Consider the following 8592-nt stretch of genomic DNA (forward strand, 5'->3'; position numbering starts at 1 on the left):
AGGAAACTGGGCGAATGGCGCGACGCCGGCGCGCCGGTCTGCGCGATGATGATCGGCGGCCCGGACGGCTTCGATCCGGCCTTCCGCGACCGGGCCGATCTGACGCTGGCTTTCGGCGCCATGACCTGGCCTCACCAAATTGTGCGTGCATTGGCGGCGGAACAATTGTTTCGCGCATTGACCATTCTCGCGGGCCATCCCTATCATCGAGCGTAAACCATTCACGCGAAAGGCGTAACAAAACCAGCCGCCCTTGGCGAAGGGCTTTGCAAGGAACTGGTCCGGAGCGTGCTCGCCGCATGATCGTCGATGAAAGTTTTGATTTCGCCCCTTGCGGGCTCGCCGTGCTTGCGCCTTCGGGCCGCTTCGTCCGGGTCAACCGGGCCTTTTGCGGCTGGACCGGCTTCTCCGCGCGCGACCTGCTGCGCGGCAGTACCTTCGCCGATTTGATCGACGCGGAGGGCGCGGCTTTCTTCGCCGACCTCGTCGCCGTGCTCGACCGGCGCCAGGAGGTCGACGATATTTTCCTGCTCCTGCGCGGCCGCTCCGGCGAGAACGTGCCGGTCTACGCCAGTTTCGCCTTGCGCCGCGACAAGACCGGCGCGCGCGGGACCACGATCCATGTCGCGACGACGCGCGGCGAGAGACGCGCCCTGGATGAAGCCGAGCTGCGTCGCGGCAGGCAGGCGACGGAGCAATTGGCGGCGATCGTGGCCAATTCCATGGACGCCATCGTCAGCGTCGACCCCGCCGGCCATGTGTTGAACGCCAACCGCGCCTTCAGCGAGATTTTCCAATATGAGCCGGCGGAGATCGCCGGCGCCGAACTGGCCGATCTGATCGTGCCACAGGAGGATCGCGCGGGCTATCTGAAGAAGCTGAGCGAGGCCGCCGTCAAGCCGTGCCGCGCGCGGGCCGTGCGGCGGCGGCGCAAGGACGGCGCGCTGCTCGATCTGTCCTTCTCTACCGCGCCGATTCGCGACGAAAGCGGCGACCTCGCCGCCATTTCCGTGATTTACCGCGACATCGCCCCCCTGACCCGCGCGGCGGAACATATCGAATTCCTGTTGCGCGAGGTGAACCACCGCTCGAAGAACCTGCTCGCGGTGGTGCAGGCGGTGGCGCGGCAGACGGCCCGGCTGTCGCCTTCGCCGGACGAATTCATCGAAAGGTTCATGGCGCGCCTCGCCGCGATCGGCTGCAGCCATGATCTGGTGGTGTCGCGCGACTGGCGCGGCGTGCAGATCGCCGATCTGACCAAGAACCAGCTCAGCCAGCTCGAAGCGAATGCGCGCGACCGGATCGCGATTTCCGGCGATTTCCTGGAGGTCAATCCGCGCGCGGCGGAATCCTATGGCCTCGCCTTGCACGAGCTTTCCACCAACGCCGTCAAACATGGCGCGCTGTCGGCGCCGGGCGGCAAGGTCGACCTGTCCTTCCAGCTCGACCGCGACGGCAAGCATTATACCCTGACCTGGCGCGAGAGCGGCGGGCCGGCGGTGCGGACGCCGGAAAGGTCGGGCTTTGGCGGAACCGTGCTGACCCGGATGGCGCCGCTGGCGATCCAGGGCGAATGCGCGCTCGATTTCACGCCAGACGGCCTGCGCTATCGCCTCTCGGCCCCGCTCGCCGAAATCGTGATGGGATAGGCGCGTTCAGGGCCGAACGCCCCATTGCCGGCGCGATCGGCGTCTTTAAGCTGGCTCGAAGCGATTCGGCCAGACGAGCGGCGATGACGGCGACAGGACAAGGCAGACGACGTCCGGCGGGAAGGCTCCTACCGAGGGCGAGGCGCGCCGGCTTTCGGCTGGCGGCCGCCGTGTTTTGCTTGGCCGGACTTTCGGGGTTTTCCGCGCGCGCGGAAAACCAGCCGCCGCCCGATCCGAAAACGGCCGATCTCGAAGCGCGGCGTCAGGCCTATCAGGGCGTGCAGGACATTCTCACGCAATCCGAGGAGCAGCGCAAAAAGATCGAGGCGGAGATCGCCTCCTATCAGAACGACCGCGCCGCCCTCGCCACGGCCTTGATCGACGCCAAGAAGAAGATCGACGAGGCGGAGGCCGCCTCCGCCGAGACGCAGGACCGTCTCGACACGCTGACCGGCAGCGAGGCCGCGATCCGACGCTCGCTGGACAGCCGGCGCGACGTGCTGGTCGCGGTGCTCGCCTCGCTGCAGCGCATGGGCCGCAAGCCGCCGCCCGCCTTGCTCGCCCAGCCGCAAGATGTGTTGCGCGCCATTCGCGCCTCGATGCTGCTCGGCGCGGTCCTGCCGGAATTGCGCGCCGAGACCGAGGCGTTGGCCGGCGACCTGCAGGATCTCGTCTCCTTGCGGGCTTCGATCGCGACCGAGCGGGCCGATCTGGCGCGCCAGATCGAGACGCGGCGCAATGAGCGCGCGCGGCTGGAGGCCCTGATCGAGGCGCGGCAGAAATCGATCGGCGCGGCGCAGGAGGCCTTGGCGGCCGAGCGCGCCCGCGCCCAGGCGCTGGCGGGCCAGGCCGCGAACCTCAAGGATCTGATCGCGCGGATGGAGGGCGAGTTGGATTCCGCGCGCAAGGCGGCGGATCAGGCGCGCAAGGCGGACGAAGACCGCGCCCGGCTGACCGAGGAGCAGGCGGCGGAGGCCAAGGCGCGCTTCGCCAATGCGCCGCAGCGCGACCCGGCGCGCCTCGCCCCGGCCATAGCCTTCGCCGACGCCAAGGGCATGCTGGCGCTGCCGGCGGCGGGCAATGTGATCAAATATTATGGCGCGCCGAGCGAATTCGGCGGGGTGGAGAAGGGACTTTCGCTCGCCACCCGGCCGCGCGCCATTGTTTCGGCGCCAAGCGATGGCTATATCGCTTTCAGCGGTCCATGGCGCACCTATGGACAACTCTTGATCGTGAACGCCGGCGGCGGATATTATGTCGTGTTGGCGGGCTTGGCGCGAGTCGATGTGGCGGTCGGGCAATTCGTGCTTGCCGGCGAGCCGGTCGGCGTGATGGGCGACGGGACGGCGAAAACGGCGGCTGCCGTCGCGATCGGGGCGACGCAGCCGGTTCTTTATGTGGAATTTCGCAAGGACGGGGCGGCGATCGACCCAGGTCCGTGGTGGTCGAAGTCGGAAATGCAAAGGGTTCGCGGATAATGCGCAAAACATCGCTGGTCTTGCTGGGCGCCGCCATCGGCGCCTCGGCCATGGTTATCGGGTCTCACGGCAATCTTCCCGTCGGCGGCTCGGCCGTGGCGGCGGCGGCTGACGTCTATCGCAATCTCAACCTGTTCGGCGACGTGTTCGAAAAGGTCCGCAACGATTATGTCGAGAAGCCGGACGACAAGAAGATGGTCGAGGCGGCGGTCGCGGGCATGCTGGCCTCGCTCGACCCGCATTCGTCCTATATGGACGCGAAAAGCTTCACCGACATGCAGGTGCAGACGCGCGGCGCCTTCGGCGGCCTCGGCATCGAGGTCATGCAGGAGGACGGCCTGGTCAAAGTGGTGGCGCCGATCGACGACACTCCGGCGGCGCGGGCGGGCATTCTCTCCGGCGATCTCATCACCGCCATCGACGGCGAGAGCGTGCAGGGCATGACGCTTAACCAGGCGGTCGACAAGATGCGCGGCGACGTCAACACCAATGTCAAGCTGACGGTCCTGCGCGGCCCGAAGAAGGACAAGCTCGACGTCAACCTGACCCGCGCGGTCATCCAGATCAAGTCGGTCCGCTCGCATGTCGATAATGGCGACATCGGCTATATCCGCATCACCCAGTTCACCGAGCAGACCTTCGACGGCCTCAAGGACGCGATGGCCAAGTTCCAGAAGGAAATTCCGGCCGACAAGTTCAAGGGCTATGTGATCGACCTGCGCAACAATCCGGGCGGCTTGCTCGACCAGTCGGTGGCGGTGGTCAACGCCTTTGTCGACAAGGGCGAGATCGTCTCGACGCGCGGCCGCAACGCCGACGAAACCCAGCGCTATAACGCCCGTCCGATGGACCTGTCGCATGGCAAGCCGGTGGTGGTGCTGATCAATGGCGGCTCGGCCTCGGCTTCCGAGATCGTCGCGGGCGCCCTGCAGGATCACAAGCGCGCGACCCTGATCGGCACGCGCTCCTTCGGCAAGGGCTCGGTGCAGACCATCATTCCGCTCGGCCAGAACAATGGCGCGCTGCGCCTGACCACCGCGCGCTATTACACCCCGTCGGGCCGTTCGATCCAGGCCAAGGGCATCGAGCCCGATATCGCCGTGCTGGAGGACGTGCCGGACGAGCTGAAGGGCAAGGACGACACCAAGGGCGAAGCCTCGCTCAAGGGCCACCTGAAGAACGGCGACGAGGAGGAGCACGGCTCGCAGGCCTATGTGCCGGCCGACGAAGCCAAGGACAAGGCTCTGCACGCGGCGTTGGATCTGCTGCGCGGCGTCAAGACGGTCGCCGATCTCAAGGCGGAAAGCGCCAAGGCGGAGGCCGACGCCAAAGCCGCGGACAAGAAGGACGCCGGCAAGACCGAGGCCAAATCCGAAGTGAAGCCCGAGGTGAAATCCGACGCCAAGCCCGATGCGCCGAAGACCGACGCCCCGGCGCCCGCCGCGCCTCAATCGTCCGAGCCGGTGCTTAAGCCCGGCCCGTCCGGCGACAAGTGATCCGGGTGTTGATCGCGGAATAAGCCTTCTCGACGGGCCCAGCCTGCTTCTCTAACGTGAGCAGGCTGGGCCCTTTCGATTCGGCCCTCTCGCAAAAGCGCCATGCTCGACGATCTCGACCGCCCCCTCGGCCAGGACCGCGAACCGCCGCCCGAAAAGGGGCGCGGTCGGCTTTGGCTCGGCCTGGCGGCTGTGGCGCTCGTCGCGGTCGGCGGGGCGGGCGTCGCCTTGCGGGGGAAGAATGCGGCGCCGGGCGGCGAGCCCGTGGCGGTCGCGCCGATCCAGCCCGCGCCGCCGCCGCCCGTCAGTCCCGCGCCGGCCGCGCCGCCTGCGGCCAATCCCGCCGGCGTCCGGATCGACGGCGTCGCCACGGCGGAACAGGTCGAGACCGAAAGCGGCGTCAAGATCTTCCGGGGCAATGGCGGCGCGCCGGGCGCGGTCATCATTCAGGTGCCCGACAGCGCCGGATCGCCGCCGCTGGCGCCCGCGCCGGACCGCCGTCTCGTCGAGAAGAGCCGTTTCGGCCTGTTGCCCCGACGCGGCAAGGACGGGGCGACTCCGGCCGAGGTCTATGCGCGGCCGCTCTCGCTGCAGCCGCCGATCAAGCCCGGAACGCCGCGCATCGCCATTCTGGTCGGCGGCATGGGGCTGAACGCGGCCGCGACCGATATGGCGATCCAGCGCTTGCCCGCCGCCGTGAGCCTTGCCTTCGCGCCCTATGGCGACGATGTCGAGCGGCAGGCCGGCGCGGCGCGCGACGCCGGGCATGAAATCCTGCTCCAGACGCCGCTGGAGCCATTCGATCTGGCGGATTCGCCCGGCCCCCATGTCCTGATGGCCAATGACGGGCCCAAGGCGCTCGACGATCTACGCTGGCAGATGGGGCGCTTCGTCGGCTATATCGGCCTGGTGAATTTTCTCGGCGGGCGTTTTACGGCGGATCGCGGCGCGACCCAGTTTCTGATGCGCGAATTGTCGGATCGCGGGCTCGATTATGTCGATGACGGCTCCTCGCCGCAGAGCGTGGCGGGGGAGGTCGCGGGGGCCAGCGGCGTCGGTTTCGTCAAGGCCGATTTGCGGATCGACGCGTCGAAAAGCCCCGAGGCCATTGACGCGGCGCTGTTCCGTCTGGAATCTCTCGCGCGGCAGAAAGGCGTCGCGGTTGGATTCGCCGCCGGGCTGCCCGAGGCGAACGAGCGCATCGTCCGTTTCACGGCCGATCTGGCGCGGCGCGGCGTGACGCTCGTGCCGGTTTCCGCGGTTATTGGCGCCGATACGACGGCGCGCAGTGAAAAAAGGTAATGGCTTATGGAGGTTCTGGCCTATCGTCCCTGTGTCGGCATCATGCTGCTCAATCCGGATGGTCTGGTCTTCGTCGGACGCCGCAAGTCCAAGCGCGCGGCCGACGTCATCCAGGCCGATCATGAATGGCAGATGCCGCAGGGCGGCATAGACGAGGGCGAGACGCCCTATCGCGCGGCGTTGCGGGAATTGCGCGAGGAAACGGGCGTGCGCAGCGTCAGCTTTCTGGCCGAATCGCCGGACTGGCTCAGCTATGACCTGCCGGGCGATATCACCAAGAAGACCTGGAAGGGACGGTTTCGCGGCCAGACCCAGAAATGGTTCGCCTTGCGCTTCACCGGCCGCGATTCGGAAATCAACATCGCTTCGCCGGACGGCCACAAGCCGGAATTCGACGCCTGGCGCTGGGAGCGGATCGAGCGCTTGCCGGAGTTAATCGTGCCCTTCAAGCGCCAGGTCTATGAGACCGTCTGCACCCGTTTCGCGACTTACGCGACGGCGTGATCTTGTGGGCGGCTCAGCCGCCGACGCGCCCCGCGCCGGCGCGGGCCACCGCATTGTCCGGGCTCAGGGCAAGGGCGCGCTGGTAATTTTCCGCCGCTTTCCGCTTGTCGCCCTGCTTTTCATAGGCGAGGCCGAGGCCGGCCCAGGCGTCGGCGTTGCGGTTGTCGACATTGAGCGCGGCGTTGAAATCCTCGATCGCCTTGTCCGGCTTGTTCAGCGCCAGCAGGCTCTGGCCGCGCGCCTGATAGGGCGCCGCCGCGAACGGGTCGCGGTCGATGGCGTTGTCGAAATCGCTGACCGCGTGCTGGTTGTCGCCCTGTTTCTGGTAGATCAGTCCGCGCGCGTGAAAAGCCTGGGCGTTTTCCGGATTGAGGCGGATGGCCTGATCCAGATCGCGCAGCGCCGGGTCGAGCTGGCCCTGGGCGCGCTCGACATTGGCGCGGCCGAGATAGGCCGGCGCGTGATTCGGATTGGATTCGATCGCGTGGGTGAAATCCTGCAGCGCGGCGTCATTGGCGCCCACCTGGCGCTCGGCGAGCGCCCGGTTGGTATAGGCGGCGGCGTGGCGCGGATCGAGCTTGATCGCCTGCGAGAAATCCGAGATCGCGTCGTTGTAGCGGCCGATCTTGGCATAGGCGACGCCACGGGTGTTATAGGCCTCGGGATCGCTCGGATTGGAGGCGACCACATTGTTGAGCGAAGCGATATTGGCTTCCAGCGCCTTGGGATCGGCGTTGGCGGTTTCGGCATAGCCGGGGCCGCGCTTGCCGCCGGGCACCGATTCGCAGCCGGCGAGAGGCGCGGCGAGCGTCGCGAGGGCGGCGATGATCAGATATTTGCGGAAAAATTGGCGATGGTCCGGCATATCGATCCCAATCGGCTTTGCGTCCGGTGCGGTCGTTCCCGCCGGGCTTTCGCTCTGAGGCGGCGGGCGGGGAGGGCGAGGCGACGCTAGCCCCGCATGGTGTATAAAGTCTTACCGGAAAGAGGGCCAGCCGAGAAAGCGCTCGCCGAAAACCCGAACGCCCCTCGCGCGACCGCGAAGGGCGTCATGAAGTCGTATCGGCCGGCGCTGGACTGACCGCCCGTCGAATCAGCGAGCGGACGGCTTGGCCTTCATGGGCAGCAGGCCTTCGCGCTGCATCTTCTTGCGGGCCAGCTTGCGGGCGCGGCGAACGGCTTCGGCCTGTTCGCGGGCGCGCTTCTCGGAGGGCTTCTCGTAATGACCGCGCAGCTTCATCTCGCGGAAAATGCCCTCGCGCTGCATCTTCTTCTTGAGCGCCTTGAGGGCCTGATCGACATTGTTGTCGCGAACGAGAACTTGCACGCCTGTTTCCTGTGTTCGTTGCGCCTTCCGTCGCCACGCCGCAGCGCGCCGAACGGGGAGCGTAAGGGGAAAATTTCGCCGTACGCTTACGGAGCGCCGGACCGTTGAAGCTGCGATAACAGAAAGCGGGGGCGCTGTCCAGACGCTTCCGGCCCGGCTGACCGGAGTTCGGCGTCTTCCCTAAGGGCAAGAAAACCGGGGGCCGGGCGCCGCCTTGCGCGGAAACTTGTGGTAGGATAGCCGACCTTAACCCTTTCCGCGCGCCAATTCGGAGCGGTCATGAATTTATTGGAAGCGCCAAAGCAGGGCGTGTCGAAACGCGCGGATTCCTCCGCGCTGGATTGTCTGACGATCGTCGGCGCCATGCATGGCCTCGAATTGACGGTCCCACAGATCGTTCAGGACAACGCCCTCGCCAGCGCCGAGGTTGATTATCCCCAGCTGGTTCATTGCGCCCGCCGCGCCGGCATGAAGGCCAAGGCGATTCGGCTCGACTGGGACGGCCTGACCCATCTGCGTCAGGCTCTGCCCGCCATCGTGCGGCTCAAGAGCGGGAACAGTCTGGTTCTGGTGGCGGTCAACGCCGAGGACCAGAACGCGCCGCTGAGCGTGACTCTGCGCGATCCCAACGCCGCCGATGACGCCTTGCTCGAAATCGACTGGCTGCAATTCCAGGAAGCCTGGTCGGGCGATGTCCTGCTGGCGCGCCGCAATTACGATCTGCAGGACGAGGAGCAGCCGTTCGGCCTCGGCCTGATCGCGAGCCTGGTCTTCCGCGAGCGTCGACTCGTGCGCGACGTCGTGATCTGCGCGCTGATCCTGAGCCTGTTCGCGCT

General features: G+C 66.9%; 8 protein-coding genes and 1 pseudogene. 7 read left to right on the forward strand and 2 right to left on the reverse strand.

The features are described from left to right. From ACE3S9_RS10465 to ACE3S9_RS10490, 6 genes are all read left to right on the forward strand, one after another. Positions 1-216: 23S rRNA (pseudouridine(1915)-N(3))-methyltransferase RlmH (locus ACE3S9_RS10465; protein ID WP_374546399.1), on the forward strand; the 216-nt coding region annotated here is incomplete at its 5' end. Between the two features lie 83 nt (positions 217-299). Then, a complete protein-coding gene (locus tag ACE3S9_RS10470) occupies positions 300-1649 on the forward strand; it encodes a sensor histidine kinase (protein ID WP_374546400.1) in 1350 nt (449 codons plus the stop codon). A 170-nt stretch (positions 1650-1819) separates the two neighbouring features. Further along, positions 1820-3127 (forward strand): murein hydrolase activator EnvC, encoded by a 1308-nt coding sequence (locus tag ACE3S9_RS10475; protein ID WP_374546401.1) that lies wholly within the window; start codon positions 1820-1822, stop codon positions 3125-3127. Continuing rightward, a complete protein-coding gene (locus ACE3S9_RS10480) occupies positions 3127-4623 on the forward strand; it encodes a S41 family peptidase (protein WP_374546402.1) in 1497 nt (498 codons plus the stop codon). The genes ACE3S9_RS10475 and ACE3S9_RS10480 overlap by 1 nt, the downstream gene beginning before the upstream one ends. Before the next feature lie 102 nt (positions 4624-4725). Then, positions 4726-5925, forward strand: coding sequence for a divergent polysaccharide deacetylase family protein (locus ACE3S9_RS10485; protein ID WP_374546403.1), 1200 nt, complete (start codon positions 4726-4728; stop codon positions 5923-5925). 6 nt (positions 5926-5931) lie between these two features. Continuing rightward, positions 5932-6429, forward strand: a complete 498-nt coding sequence (locus ACE3S9_RS10490; RefSeq protein ID WP_374546404.1) for an RNA pyrophosphohydrolase — start codon at positions 5932-5934, stop codon at positions 6427-6429. 13 nt (positions 6430-6442) lie between these two features. Here ACE3S9_RS10490 and ACE3S9_RS10495 read toward each other — a convergent pair whose 3' ends face one another. Together ACE3S9_RS10495 and rpsU are read right to left on the reverse strand one after the other, a co-directional pair. Next, positions 6443-7294: a tetratricopeptide repeat protein gene (locus tag ACE3S9_RS10495; protein WP_374546405.1), complete on the reverse strand. Its 852-nt coding sequence runs from the start codon at positions 7292-7294 to the stop codon at positions 6443-6445. A gap of 240 nt (positions 7295-7534) precedes the next feature. Further along, positions 7535-7756 (reverse strand): annotated as a pseudogene (gene rpsU / locus ACE3S9_RS10500) (30S ribosomal protein S21); the annotation flags it as partial. 279 nt (positions 7757-8035) lie between these two features. Here rpsU and ACE3S9_RS10505 point away from each other — a divergent pair. Further along, the coding region (locus ACE3S9_RS10505) for a cysteine peptidase family C39 domain-containing protein (protein ID WP_374546406.1) at positions 8036-8592 on the forward strand (557 nt) is incomplete at its 3' end.

It is taken from the genome of Rhodoblastus sp. (genome assembly GCF_041915505.1).
Taxonomy (GTDB): domain Bacteria; phylum Pseudomonadota; class Alphaproteobacteria; order Rhizobiales; family Beijerinckiaceae; genus Rhodoblastus.